General features: G+C 48.0%; 15 protein-coding genes. 7 read left to right on the top strand and 8 right to left on the bottom strand.

Features of this window, described 5'->3' with window-relative positions; genetic code table 11:
* Positions 1–242: 242 nt before the first annotated feature.
* Positions 243–686 (top strand): sigma factor, encoded by a 444-nt coding sequence (locus KNO79_RS02435; protein ID WP_214690546.1) that lies wholly within the window; start codon positions 243–245, stop codon positions 684–686.
* Between the two features lie 14 nt (positions 687–700).
* A complete protein-coding gene (locus KNO79_RS02430) occupies positions 701–1,564 on the top strand; it encodes a tyrosine-type recombinase/integrase (protein ID WP_214690545.1) in 864 nt (287 codons plus the stop codon).
* Positions 1,565–1,673: 109 nt separating this feature from the next.
* Here the strand turns inward: KNO79_RS02430 and KNO79_RS02425 are convergent, their stop codons facing one another.
* Positions 1,674–1,841 carry a hypothetical protein gene (locus tag KNO79_RS02425; protein ID WP_159562827.1) on the bottom strand — a complete coding sequence of 56 codons (168 nt, stop codon included), beginning with the start codon at positions 1,839–1,841 and terminating at the stop codon, positions 1,674–1,676.
* Positions 1,842–2,078: 237 nt separating this feature from the next.
* On the opposite strand from KNO79_RS02425, the gene KNO79_RS02420 reads away from it, so the two are divergent.
* Both KNO79_RS02420 and KNO79_RS02415 read left to right on the top strand, forming a co-directional pair.
* Complete coding sequence (locus tag KNO79_RS02420; RefSeq protein ID WP_214690544.1) at positions 2,079–4,160, top strand: heparinase II/III domain-containing protein; 2,082 nt, start codon at positions 2,079–2,081, stop codon at positions 4,158–4,160.
* Between the two features lie 119 nt (positions 4,161–4,279).
* Positions 4,280–5,386, top strand: coding sequence for an acyltransferase family protein (locus KNO79_RS02415; protein ID WP_214690543.1), 1,107 nt, complete (start codon positions 4,280–4,282; stop codon positions 5,384–5,386).
* A gap of 175 nt (positions 5,387–5,561) precedes the next feature.
* On the opposite strand, the gene KNO79_RS02410 is transcribed toward KNO79_RS02415, so the two are convergent.
* The 7 genes from KNO79_RS02410 to KNO79_RS02380 all read right to left on the bottom strand — a co-directional run bounded on the left by KNO79_RS02410 (position 5,562) and on the right by KNO79_RS02380 (position 19,074).
* Positions 5,562–6,914 (bottom strand): Ig-like domain-containing protein, encoded by a 1,353-nt coding sequence (locus KNO79_RS02410; RefSeq protein ID WP_214690542.1) that lies wholly within the window; start codon positions 6,912–6,914, stop codon positions 5,562–5,564.
* A 303-nt stretch (positions 6,915–7,217) separates the two neighbouring features.
* Entirely contained in the window at positions 7,218–10,157 is a 2,940-nt protein-coding gene (locus tag KNO79_RS02405) for a UvrD-helicase domain-containing protein (protein WP_214690541.1), read from the bottom strand.
* Between the two features lie 196 nt (positions 10,158–10,353).
* The gene (locus KNO79_RS02400; protein WP_214690540.1) at positions 10,354–10,791 is read right to left on the bottom strand and encodes a JAB domain-containing protein; all 438 of its coding nucleotides are present in this window, start codon (positions 10,789–10,791) and stop codon (positions 10,354–10,356) included.
* A 193-nt stretch (positions 10,792–10,984) separates the two neighbouring features.
* A complete protein-coding gene (locus tag KNO79_RS02395; protein WP_214690539.1) occupies positions 10,985–13,627 on the bottom strand; it encodes a hypothetical protein in 2,643 nt (880 codons plus the stop codon).
* A gap of 751 nt (positions 13,628–14,378) precedes the next feature.
* The gene (locus KNO79_RS02390; RefSeq protein WP_214690538.1) at positions 14,379–17,012 is read right to left on the bottom strand and encodes a S8 family peptidase; all 2,634 of its coding nucleotides are present in this window, start codon (positions 17,010–17,012) and stop codon (positions 14,379–14,381) included.
* A 204-nt stretch (positions 17,013–17,216) separates the two neighbouring features.
* Positions 17,217–18,527 (bottom strand): Ig-like domain-containing protein, encoded by a 1,311-nt coding sequence (locus KNO79_RS02385; RefSeq protein WP_214690537.1) that lies wholly within the window; start codon positions 18,525–18,527, stop codon positions 17,217–17,219.
* Positions 18,528–18,699: 172 nt separating this feature from the next.
* Complete coding sequence (locus KNO79_RS02380) at positions 18,700–19,074, bottom strand: nuclear transport factor 2 family protein (RefSeq protein ID WP_143180225.1); 375 nt, start codon at positions 19,072–19,074, stop codon at positions 18,700–18,702.
* Between the two features lie 169 nt (positions 19,075–19,243).
* On the opposite strand from KNO79_RS02380, the gene KNO79_RS02375 reads away from it, so the two are divergent.
* From KNO79_RS02375 to KNO79_RS02365, 3 genes are read left to right on the top strand one after another with little or no spacing between them, the layout of a single operon-like run.
* Entirely contained in the window at positions 19,244–21,469 is a 2,226-nt protein-coding gene (locus KNO79_RS02375; protein WP_251125259.1) for a C40 family peptidase, read from the top strand.
* A gap of 12 nt (positions 21,470–21,481) precedes the next feature.
* Complete coding sequence (locus KNO79_RS02370) at positions 21,482–21,766, top strand: hypothetical protein (protein ID WP_214690535.1); 285 nt, start codon at positions 21,482–21,484, stop codon at positions 21,764–21,766.
* A 35-nt stretch (positions 21,767–21,801) separates the two neighbouring features.
* A complete protein-coding gene (locus tag KNO79_RS02365; protein ID WP_074035999.1) occupies positions 21,802–22,068 on the top strand; it encodes a hypothetical protein in 267 nt (88 codons plus the stop codon).
* Positions 22,069–22,097: the final 29 nt, after the last annotated feature.

Below are 22,097 nucleotides of genomic sequence, written 5' to 3'. Positions count from 1 at the left end.
AAAACTTGGATATCATTTACCTCTTGATCAAATCATCACCTGACATCCTCCTATAATGGTTGTTATAGAGAATCGATGCTTCCGATGGATAAGGGATACGGGTTGTGCCATACAGCATTTCCGTGCTGTGTCTGATTTGGGCTGACGAAATTTCAACGTTCGTGAGGTGCGAAATCTGCATAACAACCATTATGCTGTATCCACCTAGGAAACTTGAGACGCGCGCGGGAAAGCAGCCCACCATGCCAGATGCTAACGAACAGATCAAAGAGTGGGAGCCGATGATCTTTTACGTCATCCGACAGCTCCATCTCCATCCGAACGAAGTCGACGATGCCGCCCAAACGGCACGAATCGCCCTATGGCGTGCCCTTCAAGACGGCAAGACGTTAGGAAAAACGTACTGTTTCATCCGTATCCGCGGGGCCATCCTGAACGAACGGGCCAAACAGGCGAAGACGCTCCAACACGAGGTCGCGAGCGAACGACTCCCCGAACAAGTCGACCAGCGCGAAGTGCCCCTCTCGCTTTGGCTAGACGACAAGCGATACACTTTACCAAATCGCCATTTCACCTTACTCTGCCATATGCTTCACGGGACCGAGGCATCGCTCGGGTACTCGCCGAGTCGACTACGCGCCTATAAGGCCGAACTGCAACGGATGCTCCGTGAGGACAACGAGTAAGAGGAGACAGGAAGATGACCTTACACATGAAAGACGCCGTCGCCCAGCACATCCACTATTTACGCATGACCGGAAAATCGGACAACACGGTCAGCCAGGCGACCTATAAGTTTGCCCGATTCGAAGCCATCATGGGAGAAGGCAGAACGCTCGACGAATTAAAAACGAGGCAAGACGTCATGCCGTATATCGACACGCTCCGTTCGGAAGGCTGTCAACCGGTGACCATCAACAACTACTTGAGCGCTCTTCGCGGCTTATACGATTGGGCCATCGCCGAGCATCTCGTCACCCATAACCCCTTTCATCAGTTACGGGTGAAAGTGACCGAGCGCCATTCAGCGGAGATCCCCTCCCCTAGACAATTGTCCGCTGTCATCGATGCCATCGACGTCCCGTTGTATCGTACGTTTTTAACCGTTCAGCTCCATACGGGTATGCGGATCAACGAGGTCCGGCTGTTAAAACTCGATGCGATCGATTTGCAGGAGCGGTTACTCTATGTCCGAGAATCAAAGACGGGAAAGCCCCGGAGAATCCCGTTGAATGACAAGATTCACTCCGTCCTCTCCACCTATCTCGATGAGGAGCGACGTCCCGTCGACTCACCCTATGTGTTCCCGTCTGCACGAGGTGCCTTGATTTGTAAGACGACCATCAATCGTCACCTGACGACGGCTGCCACAGAAGTGCTCGGCTATCCTGTCACGTCTCATACGCTCCGCCATGCGTTTACGACGCACCTTTATGACAAAGGGGTCATGGAGACGACGTTATCTGAATTACTTGGCCACTCCGAGCCGAAGACGACACGTCGGTACATCCGCGTCCGCGAGAATCATCTTCGCGATGCCGTGGAACGGTTGACGTTGGATTAAAGAACATACGAAGAAGACCGACCTGTGAATTAGGTCGGTCTTCTTCGTATGGGAAATCGGTTTCTGCTTGAACGGGACCAGACCACCTCCGATCGACGCGGAATCGTTCTTATCTGTTTACGATATACACTTTCAGTAAGTACACGATGATTCCGATCAATGCTGCAATAGCCAGATACACAATCGGTACTAATAACCCTGGCGCGGTCAGAGAGATCCCGTAAATGACGAGTGCCGTCACAAAAAATAGTAACAAAAACAAACTAACGTGCTTCATTCACATCTTCCCCTTTGGCGTATGACATACACGTCATTCGATTCACCTCACTTTATCATATTTTTCCAAATGAGGACTCGACATGCATCCGTCGTAATCCTTCATTAATTGTCGGGACAAAATCAAATTGAACCTACCTCCATTTAAAATAAAGATGATATAGAAAATTAAGGGAATAAACGCACCTCATGGTATACTTTGAAAAAGAAGTAAATCCAAATTTATTGAGGTGTATGCATGAAACGAATATTACTCGTCCTCGTCTTAGTAGGGGCTTGGGGCATGACCCCGACAGACTCCGTACAGGCTGCGACGAACCCTTTCGATATCCGCTCCATCCCGAATGCGACCGTCTATGAAATGAAGAACGGTCGATTGACGAAAGTGGCAGCGTATTCGACAACAAAACGCTACACAGCCGTCAGTACGTCCGGCTGGTACTACATCGCACTGAGTCATACGAAAAAGATCTACATAAAGAAAAGTCAGGCCAAGCTCTTACTCGGTGACCCACTCACCGCTTCGAATTTGAAGTCGAGTGGAACGGCACGACTCGCGCATGAGTATATGAAACAGATGCCACTTCACGCGCCATATGAATATGAAAAATTGACACCTGCGCGCGCCGTCGACTACGCCAACCGTGCGATTCGTGGGGATTGGTCGATTCCGTCCAAACCATATCAATTGTCCGTCCCGAACGTCGATACGTTTAACTGGCACCGGGACATCCCGAGCTCGTCGAGCAATTCCTATCCGTTCCAAATTCATTATTTGACGGTGCTCAATCAATTGACCCAGGCATATAACGAGACCGGAAATACCGCTTATTTGAAGTACGGGGTACGGGTCGTTAAAAGTTGGACGAAAGCCCATCCGATTGCGAACTACAAACAGTACCGTTGGCCATATAACGACCACGGCACGTCGATCCGGACGTTCCATCTCTTGAATTTTTGGGATGCCTATAAATCTTCTTCGCTCTATAAAGATACGGCGTTCACCGGTCTGATGTTGCGGACGCTCCACGACCATGGCACGTTACTCGCGACGTCTAGCTTCTATAAAAATGATCACAATCATGGGATATTCCAAGACATGGCGCTCACCGCCATCGCGCAAACGTTCCCACAGTTCGACCGGAGCAGAACGTGGAAGACGCTCGCAGATAGCCGCCTCGACAAACAGATCCGCCACAGCATCACGTCGGACGCCGTCCATCTCGAGCATTCACCCGGCTATCAATCCTATATGTATCATGTGCTCGACCGCTTCCTCATCTGGGCAGAAGCGAACCGTTTCTCACTCCCTTCGAGCATGGCACGGGTCGAACAGATGCCGAAGCAACTGACGTATATGATCAAACCGAACGGGACACTCCCGATCTTTGGGGACACGTCCGGTGTCAGACGGAACACCTCGATCATTCCGCATATCGAGGATTTCCCCGAGCTCGTTTTCGCCCTCACCCAAGGGAAGGAAGGGACACGCCCACCGGTCACGGCGAAACGGATCAGCAACCAATATAGCTTCATGCGCGAATACTGGGCATCTCCACCTCGCGCGTTCAATCAGGCGACCCAGGTGATGATGACGGCTGGTTATCACAGCAGTGCCCACAAGCATGCCGATGACTTGAGCATCGACCTGTACGGACTCGGCCGCGACTTCATCATCGAGACGGGTCGCTACGGCTATACGAATCGCCCCGAACGTCAGCGCGTCTTCGGTGTCGATGCCCATAATACCGTCCACCGTGACGGGGCGAATCTCGACCTCCGCTCCACGATGCGTGGGAAGAGCAACATCAAGACCGTACAAAATCTCGGTTCGACCCTTCTTACGATTGGGGAGAGCCAGCTCATCGGGAACGGGGCGACGCATCGACGGACGCTCGTCTACGACAGAGAACAGACGCTCATCGTCTACGACCGGATCAGTTCACCCGCAACCACGAAGTTCGTGCAGCGGTTCCATCTCGCCGAAGGTCTGAAACTCCTTCAGAGTTCGATGGCGACTCAGAACGTCGTCTATGGTGATACGAACGGACGAACGATCCAGCTCATGCAGCTGAACCTTAAAAATTCATCGATGCGCAACAGCACGAGCTTCGTCGCCGTCGAGGATTACGAATGGAAGCCGCGTCCACAAGTCATCTCGTATAATATCGGGAAAGACGTGCGCTACCTCACGCTCATCCGACTCGACCAGTCGAAGACGACGATTCGGTCGGCCAGTGTGAAAGTGTCCGGTTCGAGCTACATCGTGACCTATACGCTCTCGAACAAAGAGACGAGACAAATTCGCGTGCCAATTTAACGAGAAGTATATTTTACAGTTTCAACACAAGTGTCTGAATCAAATAGACACACAGTCAACACCGTGATAGATTGTTTGACGAAAAGAAAAATAGGAATGTATAGAGGAGATTACATCAGTTGCAGAAGCTCAGTTTTTTAGATGCCCTTCGCGGTTATGCCATCCTCGGGGTCGTGTTGACGCACTCGACACGGTCCCTTCAACAATTGCCCGATTGGTTATACCATATCGGGATACAAGGGTCGCGCGGCGTCCAACTCTTTTTTATCGTCAGCGCCTTCACGTTGTTCTATTCATTGGAGCGCTATACGGTATCGCGCCAGATTCCGCTTCAGGACTTCTACACGAAGCGCTTCTTCCGGATCGCACCGATGTTTTACGCCGCACTGCTCTTCTACTTAAGTTTTGATCTAATCAATCAATTCATCGGGGTTTCGACGACTTATCCAGACGTGACACTTTCCCTCTTGGTCTCGACGTTGACGTTCACGAACGTCCTGCATCCCGAGTGGTTATTCAGTCTCGTGCCGGGCGGTTGGTCGATCTCGAACGAATTTTTATTTTATGCATGTGTGCCGTTCCTGTTCAAATGGATCAAGACAGCGCGTCAAGGGATCTTGTGGACAACGTCGACGCTCGTACTTAGCATCGTCCTGCACCTCCTGACCGAACAGCGTCAGCCATTCATGGACGTGAAGAGTTTCGCCTTTTATTGGTTCCCGAACCAGCTGCCGATCTTCTTGATGGGGGTCACGTTGTATCTCGTGTGGCGCGACCAATCGTGGTCCGTGCGAACGCACTATGCGATGACGTTCGGATCGATTGCGTTACTTATCATACTCGGGATTACTCCATATGATGTCTATAGCGCATTTCCGAAACATGCGCTGTTCGGTCTCGCCTTTTGTCTGTTGGCTCTCGGCTTATCCGGCATTCGGGGACGTATCCTCAATCATCCGGTGATGCAGTACATCGGGCATATCAGCTTCAGCCTGTACCTCGTCCACTTTTTCGTCCTCGACTGGGTCAATCATCTCTTCAACGAGACGTGGACCCAGCAATATAACGTGACGACGGTATGGATGTTGACGTTCCTCGTGACGCTCGTCGTCTCGGGCGTGATTGCGTCTGTCACATACCGGGTCATCGAGCGACCAGGAATTCAGCTTGGACGTTCAATCATCAGTCGACGACAAGAACAGCAACAGCGAAAACAAACTGCGTGAAAATAAGTCTGTTTCCAGTCAACTAGACAGAATCCATAATGGAAGTGAAGAAAAACGGCTTAAATCCTTTCAACTGAAGGATTCAAGCCGTTTTGTCTTTTTATAATTAACTTTATTTACATATCCTGATATCGTAGATGAACTACTTTTATTTTTGCCTTCGTCACATCTAAACTTATTTCTTAACTGCGATGCGTTTAGCTGTCGTACCATATTTGTTTTTTGTTGACACATTGATGATGCTTCCTGCTTTTTGTTTACTGATTTTAAACGAATAATTTCCTTTGCTATCCGCCTTGCGGGTATAAGTTTTTTTACCCACTTTAAATGATACGACCGCATTTTTTTCAGTCTTTCCTGTTATGGCTGTCGATTTTGTGGTCACAGTGTTTACAGTTAATGGGGGTAACAAATGACTTGATTTGACTTGGAGAACATACTTCCCTGTATCTCGTCGTTCATCCCACGCTTTGATAGCCACATAATATGTACCAGCTTTCAGAGCAAATGACTCCGTGTAGCGTTTTGGCGTAGTTGAGGAACTCGTCACTTGATTGTAATGTACTTGGTTAAAGCGTTGATCATACACTTCGACATCTGTATTGTTGTTCACATACAATTGGGCATCCAACGTCACCTTACTTGCTTTTGGAAGAACGATTTTATAAAAATCTTGAATATCGTTCCAAGCTAAGAAACCGGTGAGTGGTCTATAAAATGCAAGTGGCATCGCCTCTGTAATCCCATTGTTCGATTCTTTTTCTTGATTATTTGCTGCTTGGAATTTCGCAAACAACTCATATGTCCCTGTCATCCGTGGCGCATCCCAAGACTCGATTTCGATATAATATGTTCCCGGCTCCAGGTCGACAGATTTCTTATAAACACCGGGTGTCTTCCATTCGCTGTTTACGGTCTGTCTATCAATCAACTTGCCGAATTCATCCGTTAGATAAAATTCAGCATGCGTAAAAATTAGAGAAGTGAAATCAATTTCAAGTCTCCCTGCTCTCCGCAATTTCACTTGGTACACATCGTTCTCGTCTTGACGCGATATGAATCCTTTTGTTTTTTTGTTAAAGGATAGATTTTGCGCTTGTTCCGTCCCGTTATTAGGTTCAATATCATTCGTATTGTATGGCGTGAATAACGTACTAATCTCAAATTTCCCGTTAGTGCCTTTGCTATATTGTTCGAGTTCTACATAATACGTTCCTACTTCTAAATCGTAATAAACCGTATCTGTCTTTGGTGTCACTGGGTCACTGTAGACATAGCGATTTGTAAATTCTTCACCTGATTCGTCAAATACTCGATATTCTACGACATCAATCCACGATTTCAAGTCAATGAATAACAACCCTTTTTGAGTCAATTCAATTTTAAATACTTGTCGATTCGTTTCATCAGCGATTTGCCCGCTGACTTTCCCATTTAAGACGAGTGAATCCTCCGCATAACCGACATGCGGTTGCACAAGTGAAAGAATCAAGACGAATACCAAAATAAGTCCATTCCATTTTTTCAAAATTACTTCCTCCTTATTCATTTAATACGTACAAATTATAAAGAGTTTTTCTCCTAGTTTCGGTGTACTTTTTGAGGATAAGGAAATCTTTTTTTTAATTTTTGCTAAGCAATCATTCGACAGCATTCGACACGTGCACTTTTGATCCAGTAGAATATAAGACTAAATGAGTTTACTTGCTCTTTCGTTTATACCTCACCCTGTTAATCCGTTCTCTAGACAACACCTATCAGCAGTCATTTTCAAAAAAATAATCATTATTTTCTCCAAAAGAAAAGAACCGCCATCGGCGATTCCATTTCTTCATTTCACTCTTTTCTCGATCCGCTTCATCTGCTCCACATCTTCTCGTTCCATAGAATGTTTACAGAGCGGGAAGTTCAAACACCCATAAAATTTACCATTCTTCCCGTCCCGTAGCACAAGATATCCTCTGCATGAGGAACAGACAATCGGATCATGAATGATGCTTGGATGATTGGCGGTATAGTCACAGCCCGGGTAGTGACTGCAACCGACAAACGTTGACTTTCGATTTGCCTGTTCGCGAATGACCAAGTGACCATCCAAACAACGAGGGCATTTCGGGTTATCCCTTATGCTCTTGCTTTCTTCGATTCCCATTTCATACGGGACTTGTTGCTCCTTAATCAACTCTTGGACAAACGTCGACATGCGGTCATCCGGCGTCAGCACATACGTCGTATGTTTCGTCCGCGTCAACGCCACATAGAACAGACGGCGCTCTTCCCCAAACTCCAACTCTTCTTGTTTCTGAAGGACGAATGACAATAGCGGGTCATCCATGATTTTGTTCGGGAAGCCGTTCTTACTATTTGCCGTATTGATCAAGATCACGTTCTCTGCTTCGAGCCCCTTTGAACGGTGCGCTGTCAAAAAGGAGATTCGAAGATTCGGATGCGTCCGGTCGGTCACTTTCACTTCATCTTTCAAATGCTTCACTCGAAACGAAGGGCTTCCCTCAATTGACTTGATGTCAAAGTTGTTCCGTCCGACGAGCAGTACATCCGACTCCGGACCATGTGATTGAACGATTTGATCAAGCGCTCTACGTAAGGCGATTTCAAAGTCGTTCTTCCCCTTGATTCCCATCACGCGAACAGGTGTGGCCAATCGTTTTCCGGAAGAGAGGTTCTTTCGGATTTGACGCTTGTTCTTCATCACGAATCGACCAGCGATATCGATTAATTGTTGCGAGTTGCGGTACGTGTTCTCAATTTTTAATAAAGCACTCTTCCCGAAATAATGTTCAAAATCGGTAAACAGACTCAAATCAGACCCCGCAAACCGATAGATGGACTGCCAGTCATCTCCCACGCACATGACGGTTGATCCCGTCTTCTTCCGGATCGCTTCAATCAGACGATAGCGACTGACCGAGATATCCTGATACTCATCAATGATGATGTATTTGTACGGTAAATGAACAGCATCGGACGAAACAATTGAGGTCGCTTCGTTGATCATGTCATTGAAATCAATCTTGTTCGTTCGTCGTAGATGATCCTCATACATCCGGTACATCGGTTTGACGAGACGGAAGAAGAGGAGTGCTCGTTGATAATGAAACAAGTCCTTCTTGTTCAAACTCTGTGCGAACACATCAAATTGAGACTCCGTATAATGATTCGATTTGAACAATTGAAGAAAGCTCGACACAAAATCGACGAAGTCGTTAAAATGACTCTTTTGTTTCGTACGATATAACTTTTCGAATACTACTATCGGGTCCACTTCCCGGAAGACAACACCTTGCTTCAATAACTTCAACCGTAGTTGATCTAACAAATTCCCTTCTTGCCGGTAATATGAGTACGTCTCCATCAGCTTTGTCCCGTGTTCACGATGCAGCTGTCGTTTCCACTCCATTCCGTCGAGATACTTCTGCTCCTCAATTGGACTGAGCCACGGGGCGCGATTAATCCGGTTGATTCCGAAGTGCTCTAAGTACAAATCGTATTCTGGCAGATAAAAGTCCGGTTGATACTGACGATGATATCGAGTCGCTGTCTGATGAGGGTAGTTCTTCTCGTATTCATATTCGATGCCATTCAAGAATAAGAAGTTCGCAATCATGACCTCTTCGAGACTCTTGACCTTCTCTTCTTGAATCGTGATCTTCTGTCTTTGTTGTGCGGCAATCATCTCGGCGGCTGAGAGAGATTTCCATACTTTGCTGCGTAACGGTTCCAAATCCACATGCTTGTTGTAGTCGTGATATTCCCCGGTCGTCTCAAACTCTTCGATCCCTTTTGGAATGTAGAAATAGTAACCAAAGAAGTCAATCAGCTCTTTCATACGATGCGGATGTTCATAGAACTGATGCATACAATAATCGCGGATAACTTTTTTCAATTCGTCCTCGACTTGAGGTTTTTGCTTTCGACCTTCAGCAATGATTCCCATCCCAAGACCATGGAACGTTTTGACCTCTACCGGGATGTGAAGACGGTCGCAGATGCGTTCCTTCATCTCTTCGGCTGACTTTTTCGTAAAAGAAATTAGCAAGATTTCATGCGGTTGTACTTGTTTTCGCTTAACCAAATATTTCACTTTCGCAGCAATCGTCAACGTCTTCCCAGACCCGGCACCTGCGACGACGAGGTTCGCATCCTCATTGACGATGACCGCACGTCGTTGTTGAGCATCGAGCGACTTTCCGTCGATTGAGTCAAAGAAGGATTGGGTTCGCTTCAACTCTTCGGTCACATACGTTTCATTCCAGACTTCCACCTGTCGATCAAGGCCACGATAAAATTGTATGAATGAAGCTGCTTCCGGAACAGAGTCATCCTTGAAGAAGTCGTATGCGCCTCGATAATCGCCGAGAAGTCGTTTGCGTAATGAGTCCCCGATGTAATGGCGACGCGCCGCTTCGACATCTCGATGAAAAGATTCCATCTGTTCATAATAGGTACGAAGCCGTTGATTGATACGTTCGACTCGTTCATCAAGTTCTCGCCAAATATTCAACAACTCATCTGATACACGAACGTACGTCATGTTCAGCGAAACGACTGAAGATGGGAGCGAACCGTCCTCATGTTTCAGTTTGGTGTGTGTTATTTCATCTAGTAGGAATCCTTGTTCACTCAGTTCATAAACATGATGAAAGCGTCTTTTCTCCTGCATCACTTCTTCTGGAGAAATAATCGACTTAGAAGATTCCCATCCCACCATTTGCTCCTTTAAATTGTTCAAGCCGATTTGTAAAACATTCATGTCCCTTTTCAACCGCGGTAGGACACGTCGTAGCATAAAGAACCGTCGTACCGATTGGATCCATCCCATATCATCACCATACCATTTACAATATTTTCAATCCCCTTTCAGTTTATCAAAAAGCTCATCCATTCGAACATGATTCTCTACAAATGTTGAATCTGTTTTTCTACTGTGAGCTCATAGTTACTCACTCTCAAAGTGAACGATACGTCTCATCACCGATGATTAGTTGGTCGAGCAGATCGATGCCCATCAATTCACACGCCTCTCTCAGACGTTTCGTCACCTCGAGATCTTCTCGTGACGGTTCCGTGTTCCCACTCGGATGATTGTGTCCGACCATCACGGCGGCCGCGTTCGATAAGATCGCGACCTTCAACACCTCTCGCGGATGGACGAGGCTCGCGTTCAAGCTCCCGATATGACAGACGTTGACGGAGACAGGCTGATTCTTCGTGTCGAGGCTGACGACGAGGAAATGCTCCCGGTCGAGCCTGTCCAAGAATTCTTTCATGAGTGTATAGCCGTCATCCGGTCTGTGGATGGTCCGCCCTTTATAGCGGACACTCCCTTCTTTGACTAACTTGATGCTAACGATATCGACACGCTTTGTTGGTTGATCTGGTTTCATCATTTCTCCTCCTCTGGACATAAAAAAAGCACCCTGAGCTGCGATGGGCAGGGTGTATCAGAGAAATAATATATATTTCAAAATAGAACTATACCTTGTTAATCAATAAATACTTTAAAAATACATAAAAGTGGCCAATCGCTATTCAAACGATTGGCCACTTTCGATTAAAGCATTTTTAAATTACATCAACTTACTTAGCAAGTGTAATTACTGTGCCTTTAGTCAATGGGTTTAAGTTAGAGTCTGTACCGTCAGTAGTATCAAGTACTTTAACAGTAATTGTGCTTCCAGAAAGTTGAGCTGGAGTGATACCAGTAGCAAGAACCAAACGAAGTTTAGAATCGTTAGCAGTCGCTCCAGTTCCTACTGAAGCAAGAGTGCTCTTAACTCCATCGATATAAACTTCAAAATCGTTTCCTACACCAGCACCAACTAATTGTGCATCTACCACTGCTTCAGTAAATGTTACGTCAATGTTCGTTCCATCGACTACAATACCAGAGCTTAATACTGGTTTAACGTTCTCAACGAAAGGTTCAGTGCTGCTGAATGAATCAATTGCAACTCCGTTTTCACCTTTAACAGCAGTAGTGATTTGGAATGAACGATCTCCACTTAAAGTTACTCCAGATTCTTTAAGAGTAAGTTTAACTAAAGTCTTATCGCCAACAAATACTGCTGAGTCGAATAAACGTTGACCATCAACCATGTAGTTATCAGCATTTACAGCTGAAGAATCCATGTTTTTAGAGTACTTAACATAAACAACGTTACGTGCTACAGTACCTTGATTAACAGCAGCAGCATTTTCACCTGGAAGATATACGTTGTTGACAGCCGGTTTCGCTGTGTCAGCTGAAGCTGCCAAAGTGAACTCGATCACTTGGTTTTCAGTTCTAGCAGTAGTGCCATCTGAAATACCAGCAGCAGGAATTGTTAATTTGTATTTACCAGCTTCATTGCCAGTAACTTTAATTTTCAATGTGTTACCGACTAATGAAATGTCAGTACTTTCATCTAATGCATCAGTTCCAAATGCTTTTAGAACGTTTTCTGGAGTCGTGTAAGTTCCAGTAATATCTACACCTTGAATAGCAGCTAAGTTAGGTGTTTCGTTAAATGTCAATTGAACGTAAGTATCCGTTGCATCTTTAACGACTTCAGTTTTCTCTAACACAGGCGCACTTGGTGCAAATGCCACAGCTTTAGTAAGTGTGTCACCAGTGTTATTTGAAAGGTCTTTGTAACCAGCGATTGAAACTGATTGAACACCTTGAGTAGTGAGTCCTGCTTTCGTTACTGTCAACGTGTTAGTTTCAGCATCGAATGTTTGAGTCTCACCAGTAACAGCAACTCCGTTGATTGAGATATTTGCGTAAACACCTGCAGTAATCTGTTTCAACTTCTCGCTAAATTTGACTTTCAAAGTAGTTGTGTCTACTGAAGAAACTGATTCAATCACTGGCTTAACTTGTTCACTGATTGAAGATTTAACAAATACTTCAATAGGTGCAGGAATCAAGTTTGAAGACTGATCTTTAGCTCCTACAACTACAACTTTGTACTCTTTGTCTGTTGTAAGACCAGAGATTGATACTTTAGATGAATTTGCAGCATGAGTTACTGTCAAAGAAGAAGTAACATCTGTAGATCCATCATAAACTGCAACTGTACCTTTAGTGCTTAAGTCTTCAGAGAAGTTAAGAACCGCAGTACCTGCTTCAGGGTAAGTAACGCCTGTGAATGTAGGCTTAACTGTATCGCTGAAGTTGATAGTTTTAGTGAATTTCTCAGTTTTTTTGTTAACGTCTGCTTTTGTTGATACTTCGTTAACAATTGCAACAAATGTAGAGTCAGCAGAGATTGCGTTGTTCAATGTAAGCACTACAGTCTTACCATCTGCTTGTAATTCCGGAGTCCAAGTTGTACCGGCCGTCAAACCAACAAAGTTATAAGAGCCAGTTGCTTCGGCCGAAGTTTCGTTCATTTCTTTGTTGAACTCAACAACAACTTTCTTAGCGTTAATCGCCTTAACTTCTTTAACCATTGGCGCTTCAACAACAAAGTTCATAACGTCAGTCTTCACTTCGCCTGAACGGAGGATGAATGAGTGGTTACCTGCAGGAAGTTTACCAGACTTAACTGAAAGTTTGCCGTCTTTAACTTCTGCTTGAACAGCTGGAAGAGCTGCGTTCATGTCGCGGTTAGCGTACACAACGAGTTCAACTTTTTCGCCGTCTTTGAGGTTTTTCACGTCAGCAGTTACTGAGAGAACGTCGTCCATAACTTCGCTCTTCACTTCAGAAAGTTCTACTTTCGAAGCAACTACTTTGTATTTAACTGTTTTTGTTACTACGCCGAATGCTTTGTTAGAGTAAGTGAATGTTCCTTCGAACTCTCCAGCTTTCTCAGTTGAGAATCCTTTGTAAGTAACAACTTTGTTGTATTTCACGCCGTCTGCGAAGAGAACTGGCTGAATACGAAGACCTGATGCAGGAACGCCTTCTTCGAGGACGATTTCTTCAGGTTGGATATCTTGTGCGTGGTTCAAGACGCGAAGTTTTTTCTCAACGCGGATGCCTTGGCCTTTTACAAAACCTTTAGCAGTTTGGAACACGCCAAGTTTGTTCATGTCGACTGACGATTTGTACCAGTAGATCTCGCTACCTTTGTACTCTTTGTCAAGTGCCGCGTCGAGGTCCCCGCCGCGTACGTAGTCCGATGAAAGTTGGACTGTTGTTGATGCTGCGTCTGCTGTGATTGCAGGCGCTACTGCTGATGCTGCTACTGCGAACGCTGCCGCTGCAGTAACGAATTGTTTCTTCTTAGCCATCTGATGTAAATCCTCCCTTAGGTAGATAGGTTTTTCTACCGTCCTCGCCCAACCGATCTCGTTCGGAGTCATGTATCCATAACAATGAATAAAGTACTAATGATTATGTAACCGACTCTTCTTTAGACCGGACGTTCTCCCCCGGTAGAAGTCTTTGCAAGAATCATCTTGAACAATTTACCAAGACTGTTCTTGGAAAACCTTACATCCATAATATACATAACACTTCCAAGCGACACAAGCGTTTTTTTTCGCAAAAATGGTAACGTTTTTGAATTTTGGAGATTTTAGTTTAATTCATTTTTGGATTTACCTTTTTTGGAAATGTCGAAACACGTCGATTTTTGTTGATTTCATGCGTTTTTCGCGGAAATAATAGTTGAAAACCATTTTTATACCATCAATTACCTTTAGTATTTAATTTACAGTGGAGATTCTCAAAGTCCAATGTTTACCTTAGTTATTTCCAACTCATAAAATCATTGACCTGTTTAACAAAACCAAAGTTATCCAAAAGTAACGGGTATGTTCCATTTTAGGCATCTGCGCCTCTCGTTTCAACCTTCTCTCGTGCCGTGAGGACTTTCGACCCATCCGATTACAGACGAATCGCATCATCATGACGGCCTTTTCTCTGCGAGAACCACTTTTCCATCATTCGAACCTTGTCAGGTCACCTCGTCCGTTGCATTCACTCCATACAAAAAGACGGATATGCCCATCGGCATACCCGTCTCCCGTTGTAACTAGCTTATTTGACGATCGCACGTGTCATTTGTCCGGCACGGCCGTTCAAATCTTCCACGTGGACGTAGATCGATTCTCCTTTACGGAGAGCCCGCGTCTTGACGCTGTACGTGCCGTCCGGACGGATCATCGCCGTCCCGAACAATTGACGCTGCGCATTGCGAACGACAACCGTCATACCCGGTGTCGCTTTACCAGACACCGCTCTCGCGCCAGCACGGAGCGTTGTGACCGCTGGACTAGCCGGACGTTTGCCCGCCGCCACGATCAACCGTTCCGTCGACTGATACTTGCCGTTCGTGTAAACGACGCGTAAGACTGTACCTGCAGGTTGTGGTTTCATCTTGAACGATGCGACCGCTTGCTTCGCCGTCCCGCGTCCGACGACTTGATCGCCATTATATACGGAGACGACCGTGCCAGACTTCACGTTCACTTTGAAGTTTGCTGCATTTTCCGCCACGACCGCACGGTTCGCGTTCAAACGGAGCATCGACTCGGCACGGTGAAGGTTTACCTTACCGTAACCGCCTAACACGTCGTAATACGCCACTGGTAACGTGAACTCGACACTCATGTCTTCAAATGCCCATTCGTCTTCCTCGTCCACCGGTACTTCCGGCACATCTCCGCCTGAGAAGGCGACCGGGTCAGCCGTCCGTTGCAAGAGCGTACGGATCGACTCGACCGAGAGGGTCGGGTGTTGTGATTTCAAGAGGGCCACGACGCCAGCGACGTGCGGAGTCGCCATGCTCGTGCCGTCCAAATAAACGACATTCCCATCTGGGACAAGGCTCGCGATTTTCGAACCTGGTGCCACGACATCGACGCCGTATCCGAAGTTCGAGTAATCTGCGACGATTCCGAGGGAGTTCGTCGCTCCGACCGAGATAGTATACTTCGAAGAGGCCGGATAAGATACTGCCGGTTCACTTTCGTTCCCCGTCGCCGCAACGACGACGACACCGCGGTCATAGGCATACTTCAACATGTAACCGATCGTACGACTTTCGCCGCCACCGAGACTCATGTTGATGACTTTTGCTCCAGCGTCGACCGCATATTTGATTCCGAGTGCGATTTGATCCGTATCACCCGTCCCGTCTGCTCCGAGCACTTTGACTGGGAGGATCGATACGTTCGGTACCATCCCGCGCATCGAGACACCGTTGTCTCGTACTGCCCCGATGACACCTGCCACGTGCGTCCCGTGACCGTTCTCATCGCGAGAGCTTCCATCCCCGTTCGGGTTTGTGAAGTCTTTTCCGTTCGCGACATCGACTTTTCCTTTAAAGTCGAGCAGACGATCATCCACGCCTGTGTCGAGTACGGCTACTTTGATTGAACGACCTGGAAGGCGGAGTGCCTCATAGCCTTCTAATCCGACACCCGCATACTTCATCGGTTGGAGGACTGATTTTTCATTGATTGCCCATTGATACTCATAGCTCGAATCTGTCGAAAACGCTTTGTACGTCTGCACCGGTTCGATGAACTCGACGTTCGAATCGGCGTTCAACGTCGCTTTCGCTTTTGCTTGCATTTTCGTGCTTGCCGACTCGACGTCAACGAGCGCGAAATAGTCTCCCGGACGACCGATCGAGATACGCTCTGCCGATACATCCGTCATCGCGTTCATCTTGCCGATCGATGTCGATGGTTGTGATTTGTATTTGACGATATAACGCGGTGTGTCCACCGTTTGAAGCTCCATTCCAATCTGTGCGAACACGTCTTCCACCGTTGAACCGGCGAGGCGTGTCATATCAACCGATGAAGCCAAGTCATTGACATCCGACTTGATCCCGCTCGGTACGCTTGATTTGACCAAGGCGTGCATGCGGTTGATTGCAGTCGCTTCATTTTTCGTGATGGTGTGACTTTCTTTGTTGACGAGTGACGTGATGAGCGGACGTAACGTCTGAAGGTCCGTCAACGCCTCTTGGCGTTTCTGTTTGTCGAATGCCAACTTGCGGACGATGTACGGGGACGACTTGTAGTAAAGTGCCTCCAATTGACGTCCTTCTTTCGATCCACCAAGGATCTCTTCTTGCAGGCGACGAATCAACTCGAGCAACCCGCCATCTTCTGGCATTGGGAGCAACGATTCGACCGGACACATCGTTCCGTTTCCGTCTTCATACTTCACTGGGAGTTTCACTGATTTATAACCAAGTGAGACATCTGCTGCCGTCGGTGGAATCACCGCGCCCTCTTCATCGATTGTCTCGAGTGGCATGTATTCCACTTTGATGTAATATGGACCTTCCCATGCGTATGGGAATTGGATTTTTGCGACTGACGTCTCTGCGTCCGGAGAAGCGCTCGCCCGGTAGCGATCGAACGTCTCATCGGCCGCTGCCGTCTCAGCGCTCGGATAGACCGAGATGTTCGTCACAGCAGATGCTTCCATCGCAATCTCCATATGTGTCATGGCTGAAGCTTCTCGCTCCATCTTGAACCAATACGTGTTCACCGGATCTGTCCCTGTCGTGAAGTCGACAGTCTGTCCTGGTGTAAGTAATGTGGCCCCGCTCACATCGGCCGCGCCAGCTGCCATCGTCCGCATTGGGACGAGCGACACGACGAGCGCAATGACCGATACAAATGCAACGAGGCGTTGCAAAGCTTGTTTCATACCTTTTCCCTCTTTTCTTAAATAGTGAAGCATTTGGCTCCACGTTGTTCTACGTTATTTATCGGTTTATGTTTCAAAAATGTAACAAAAAGATTTCGAAAATATTTCTTCCTAGGTGGCAGATGGCAGTCGCCACTTCATTTATATAGAAGAGAATCGAATCCGTGCATATAAAAGACCGGTGTCTCCACCGGTCCTAAAGAATTAGTATCCTGCGTATTGGAGGGATTGGATGAATGCGCGTTTCTCCGCACCCGATAGGTTGAACTCGAGGTCGTAGTCCGTTCCTTGGACCATGACCGTGATCCGGTTTTCCGGACGGACGTACTTGTCGACAAAGCTGATGAGTTTCGCATTAGGTTCGAACAAGTATGACTCTTCGACCGAGCCGTCGTCGAACTCGTCATAATAAACATCAAATTCGTCGATGTTTTGCGAATAGGTCGCACGACCGACACGGAGCGTCAACTTCTCAAATCCAGCGACCGAGCCATCCTCCGTGTAACTGCTGAGAAGGAACCCGAGGCCCGACTTCGATGGATGTCCGAAGAAGAGTGGAACGAACGTGTCCGCGTATTTCGTCGTCGAATCTGCATAGAAGACTTCTTTATGAACCGTCAACTTCATGCCTTCCATGTAGACACGGTGGAAGTTGTTGTAGAGCGCGTGCTGTACTGTGATTGTCTTCGATTGGCTGACGTTTCCAGCGCCGTCACGGATGACGAGTGACATCTTCTGCCCCATCGCTTGACGTGGGATCTTCACGATGAACTTCCCAGTCGACATGACCGGTGCCGTGTATGACTTTGTGCCAATCTTGACGATGGCCGTCGCATACGGTTCGGCTTTTCCGAAGACACCGTATGATGCTGCCGTCACGGACTGTGTCAATGTCGCTGTTCTCGGTGCGACGCGGTCTGTGTAGACGCTACGTTTCGAGACGTCGCTCGTCGCGCCTTTCGTCGAGATCGTCTTCGCCGAGAGCCATGAGTGGGCCGGTTGCGGTGCGATGCCACGACGGTAGAGCCCGTTCGCATCGAACTTCCCTTTATACGTGCTGCTGCCGATCGAGAGCTCGACATATTGTCCCGGCTCCCCGACGACGCGCACTTCACGTGACGTCTCCGTCAACGGTTTGATGACTGGTGCGTCTGGACGTGCGTTCGGGTCTTCGGCGACGATGGCACGCGTCGTGTCACTCACGTTGCCGCTCGCGTCGACGAGACGGACGTCGATGACCTTGCCGACCGACTGTGGTGACATCTTGAAGACGGCCTCGCCACCTTCGAGGATTGTACGGACGTATGTCTTGCCGTTGATCAAGATCTCCGCTTTCGCAGCCACTTCACCAGTGATCGTGAGTGTTGTCGACGTGTGGAGTGGTGCCGATAATACCGGTGCGTCAGGAGCAGTCACGTCTTCCGTCGTCTCTGCGTTGACGATTGTCGAAGGCGCGATACCTCCGAATGCGAGTGTGGTAGCTAGGAAAAGTGCTGCATATTTCGGTTGTTTCATAATAAGTAGGGTCCCCCTCAAGAATAATGACAATCGTTTACAAAATTATTATAATCTGTCCTTTTTCAAAAGGGTACATAATTTTTCTAAAATAGGCATATATTTTTCAAATTCACATTTCCTTCATTTTATAAAAAAGACACTCCATCGATTCGGAGTGTCTGAACGCTTATCATCCTTCGTTTATCATCGTCGCTTGTCCGCCTTGCCATAACCAGACGCCATCTTCTTTCACATAAAGATGAAGCATCCAGAAGCGACCTTCGTACGCGTTCGTGCCGAGAATGAACTTCTCCTCGAGCAAGAGTTGGACGACGGCGAGGTCACCGCGTACCGTCTCATCGAACGTGACCGTGTCCTGTGCGATCCATTGAATCGCTGTCGGGTCGACGAACTGGTCTAAGAACGTCTCTTTATCGAACTGACGCCCGCTCGAATCGACATATCGGAACGAGTCGTGCATGAGCGCCCGCATCGCGTCGAGATCGCCGGCTACCTGATGGGCCGATCGGTCGTCAGAAAGTTGTTTCATGTTGAGTGTCTCCATAGTTGTCCCTTCCTTTCCCCGTCCATCATAGCACAGATGGTCGCAAACGAACGAGTGGAATGCTGAGCACGGATTCCTTCAATCATTTCCCTTTTATCGAAATAAGCAACCTTTTTCATCTCCACTATGTATATACTAAAAACTGTAAATTTCATGAATCGAGGTGGAAATGTTGAAACGAATCTTCAGTTTGCTCTTTCTCTTTACCTTCTATTGGACACTCACCGCTCAAGCGGTCGGGTCTGAGGCCATGCTTCGTGCCGGCACGACCCTCTATGCCGATCCAGAAGAAACGGTCGTCCTCCTGGTCACAGACCAAGCGGAGCGTGTGGATGTCCATGAGGTGACCGAGACCCATACGTCCGTCACCGTCGCTTCACAAAAAGGATTCGTCCGAAACGACGCCTTATCATACGCTGTCACCCGTTACGTCCATACGGAGACGGATGCACGCGATGCTGCCGGAAATGTAGTGGCAACACTCGCCATCGGGACAGCGGTCGACGTCTTCGATATCGAAGGCGACCTTCTCCTCACGACGGACGGGACATATATCGCCCGTGACGCCCTCGGAGAGACGGTCCCGGCGGCAGTGACCCGCTACGCAAAAGAGGGAGCGACTATCTCGTCTTCACCAGATGGTGGAACCATGACTCCGCTTGAAGCCGGTCAAACCTTGAACGGCTTCCTCATCGACGGACAGATGCGTGTCGATCTAAATGGAACTGTCGGATACATCCCGCTCTCGATGACAAATCGAATCCCGTTCAAGACGGACTCGCAATTCGTCTTGACGACATCCTCTTATATGAATGAGGACGGAGAGATCGTCGGGACGATTGTCCGGGGCAAACGAGTAAGTGTATATGGCACAAATGGCTCGATGGCCCGCCTTTATCAAAATGGCATGTACGTGTATATGAAGCGAGACGCACTCGCTGCCAAGATGCCCCGCTACGCTAAAACGGGGAGCCGTTATGCTCAAAAAGAGACATCGATTTATTTAGACACAGACAAGAAGCAAGTCGTCGGTTCACTCAAACGGAGTCAACTCGTCAGCATCTATGGGACAGACGGTCTGTTCACCCGTGTCTATTACAACGGACAATATGTCTTCGTCGAATCCGCATCGCTTGGGACGACGGAGCCACCTTATCTTAAAACCGGACAACGGTACATCACGAAAAACACACCGGTCTATGCTCGGACGATGAAATCATCCAAGACGACCTTGTCCCTGAAGCGGGGTCAGCTCGTCTACATCTATGGCACCCGTGGAAGCTATACCCGCATCTTCACGAAAGGGAACTATTACTTCGTCCCGACGAGCGTGACGAGTACGAAAAAACCACCTCGCTTCGAAGCGACAGGGAAACGATACAGCCGTTATAACGAGGTCGAAGTATACGCCTCGACCTCAATCGCGAAACAAGTCGGTTCATTGAAACGAGGTCAGCTCATCGAGACATATGGGACGAGCGGTTACTACACGCGCATCCGATTAAACGGAGCCTATCGCTATGTCGCGACTGGCTACCTCGCTGTCTCGAAACCGACCGCGAAGCCGAAGGTAGGAACGGTCTTCTATACACAGTTCAACGGGACACCTTACTTCTCGGCTGACGTCGCGTACGGTCGTCCGGCCGGCACTCTGCCCCGTGGGACGAAACTCGTCGGGCTCCGCTCGATTGATGCCGACTTCTGGCACGTCCGTCTTCCGTCCGGGAAACGCGTGTACGTGTTGAACCCATATATCGCCGAGACGAAACCGAAGGCGATTCAACCGGCGAGCGTCTATACGGCCGCCCACTATGGGACGACGAAGAAGACGCCGTTCTACGCCAACCCGAACGACACCCGTCCGATCGGGTATCTCGATGCCGGTCGTCGCATCTACCCTCGTGGGAAGAGTGGCGACTCCTATCTCATCCAATACGACTGGCGTCCGGTCTACGTCAAGACGAAAGACATTCGCATCAAACGAGATGCATTGTTGAAGAAACGGGACAACTCACAAAAAGAACGCATGATTGCCGTCGCGGTGAAACATCTCGGGACACCGTACACGTGGGGCTCACAGTCTCCGCTGAACGGCGGTTTTGACTGTTCCGGTCTCATCCACTACGCAACGAATCAAGCCGGTAAAATCGGTGGTCGCACAAACGTGTCAGGTTACTGGCATAGCGGCCATTTCAAGAACAAACGGACGGGTATCACGAGTGGCCGTCGCGGGGACATCGTCTTCTTCGCCGGCACGTACAAATCCGGTCCATCGCACATCGGCATCATGCTCGATGATGAGTTCTTCATCCATGCCGGGGGCGAGATGCTTCAAATCAACTCGATCCATGAACCGATGTGGCGCCCGTATTTCCTAGGCTACAAATCGTTATAAGGAGGATGCTCCATGTTTCAATATATCGACCCGTTCTTATGGCAACTCGTCATCGTCCCATTTCTCACCATCGGCGGTGGTGTCGTGGTCGCCATGATCATGAAACGGGTCTGGGTCGGCCCTGTGGTGACGTTCTTGTTGAACGCCATCATCGAATTGACGTACTTTGCCGTCTATTATGACCACAGTCCGTTCGATGTCAGCCATCTCAGTTCGTGGAATGTCATCTTCCCGCTGATTTCGCTCTTGTTCTCGTTCATCTTCGTCGGATTGTTGAAAACAAAAAAATCTGCCTGATGTGTCGTGATTAATCGTTATAAGGAGGACTCTCCATGTTTCACTATATCGATCCGTTCCTATGGCAACTCGTGATCGTTCCAACGTTTACGATCGGACTAGGGGTCGCCATCGCATTGCACTTGAAGCGCTTGTCTATCGCTCCCTTGATCACGCTCTTCGCCTACTTGGGCATGGAGTGGTTCATGTATCGGGGCACCCTCTTCTTCTTTACGAAGTGGTGGCTCCTTCCCCTTTTGGCATTGGGAATCACGTTCACGTTCATCGGGAAACGTCAGGTGGGGCACGCTTCGGTCAAATGATGCTTGACAATGCATCTTTATCCCGTTAA

It is taken from the genome of Exiguobacterium sp. s43 (assembly GCF_018617255.1).
GTDB classification, from domain to species: Bacteria; Bacillota; Bacilli; order Exiguobacteriales; family Exiguobacteriaceae; genus Exiguobacterium; species Exiguobacterium profundum.
Note: the sequence above shows the minus strand (reverse complement) of the source record. Positions and strands in the feature narration are given on the sequence as shown.

Excerpts from the sequence above, each read along its gene's own strand:
- KNO79_RS02380 (WP_143180225.1), bottom strand. The coding sequence starts at position 19,074 with ATGGAGACACTCAACATGAAACAACTTTCTGACGACCGATCGGCCCAT.
- KNO79_RS02430 (WP_214690545.1), top strand. The coding sequence starts at position 701 with ATGACCTTACACATGAAAGACGCCGTCGCCCAGCACATCCACTATTTA.
- KNO79_RS02365 (WP_074035999.1), top strand. The coding sequence starts at position 21,802 with ATGTTTCACTATATCGATCCGTTCCTATGGCAACTCGTGATCGTTCCA.
- KNO79_RS02370 (WP_214690535.1), top strand. The coding sequence starts at position 21,482 with ATGTTTCAATATATCGACCCGTTCTTATGGCAACTCGTCATCGTCCCA.
- KNO79_RS02400 (WP_214690540.1), bottom strand. The coding sequence starts at position 10,791 with ATGAAACCAGATCAACCAACAAAGCGTGTCGATATCGTTAGCATCAAG.
- KNO79_RS02390 (WP_214690538.1), bottom strand. The coding sequence starts at position 17,012 with ATGAAACAAGCTTTGCAACGCCTCGTTGCATTTGTATCGGTCATTGCG.
- KNO79_RS02420 (WP_214690544.1), top strand. The coding sequence starts at position 2,079 with ATGAAACGAATATTACTCGTCCTCGTCTTAGTAGGGGCTTGGGGCATG.
- KNO79_RS02435 (WP_214690546.1), top strand. The coding sequence starts at position 243 with ATGCCAGATGCTAACGAACAGATCAAAGAGTGGGAGCCGATGATCTTT.
- KNO79_RS02375 (WP_251125259.1), top strand. The coding sequence starts at position 19,244 with ATGTTGAAACGAATCTTCAGTTTGCTCTTTCTCTTTACCTTCTATTGG.
- KNO79_RS02425 (WP_159562827.1), bottom strand. The coding sequence starts at position 1,841 with ATGAAGCACGTTAGTTTGTTTTTGTTACTATTTTTTGTGACGGCACTC.
- KNO79_RS02385 (WP_214690537.1), bottom strand. The coding sequence starts at position 18,527 with ATGAAACAACCGAAATATGCAGCACTTTTCCTAGCTACCACACTCGCA.
- KNO79_RS02405 (WP_214690541.1), bottom strand. The coding sequence starts at position 10,157 with ATGAATGTTTTACAAATCGGCTTGAACAATTTAAAGGAGCAAATGGTG.
- KNO79_RS02395 (WP_214690539.1), bottom strand. The coding sequence starts at position 13,627 with ATGGCTAAGAAGAAACAATTCGTTACTGCAGCGGCAGCGTTCGCAGTA.